At 45.7% G+C, this 407-nt stretch carries 1 protein-coding gene; it reads left to right on the top strand.

The features are described 5' to 3' along the window. Nucleotides 1–407, top strand: a 407-nt coding sequence (locus GJV03_RS21360) for a 3-oxoacid CoA-transferase subunit A (RefSeq protein ID WP_154131084.1), incomplete at both ends; no start/stop codon positions are given.

Raw genomic sequence — 407 nt, forward strand, 5'->3', positions numbered from 1 at the left:
GGTGCAGTCCGTAAAATCATTTGTTCTTTCCCACGTCAGTCTGATTCTTGGGTATTTGATGAACTCTATCATGCTGGCAAGATCGAACTGGAACTGGTTCCTCAAGGTAATCTCGCGTGTCGTATTCAAGCTGCTGGGATGGGTTTAGGTGCAGTGTTTACCCCAACAGGTTTTGGCACCTTATTGGCAGATGGTAAAGAAACCCGTCATATCGATGGCAAAGACTACGTGCTTGAATATCCAATTAAAGCAGACTTCGCACTGATTAAAGCACATCAAGGCGACCGTTGGGGCAACTTGGTTTATAACAAATCAGCACGTAACTTTGGTCCAATCATGGCGATGGCTGCAGATGTCACCATTGCACAGGTTTCAGAGGTGGTTGAATTAGGTCAACTCGATCCTGA

It is taken from the genome of Acinetobacter sp. RIT698 (assembly GCF_009668065.1).
Classification (GTDB): Bacteria; Pseudomonadota; Gammaproteobacteria; order Pseudomonadales; family Moraxellaceae; genus Acinetobacter; species Acinetobacter guillouiae.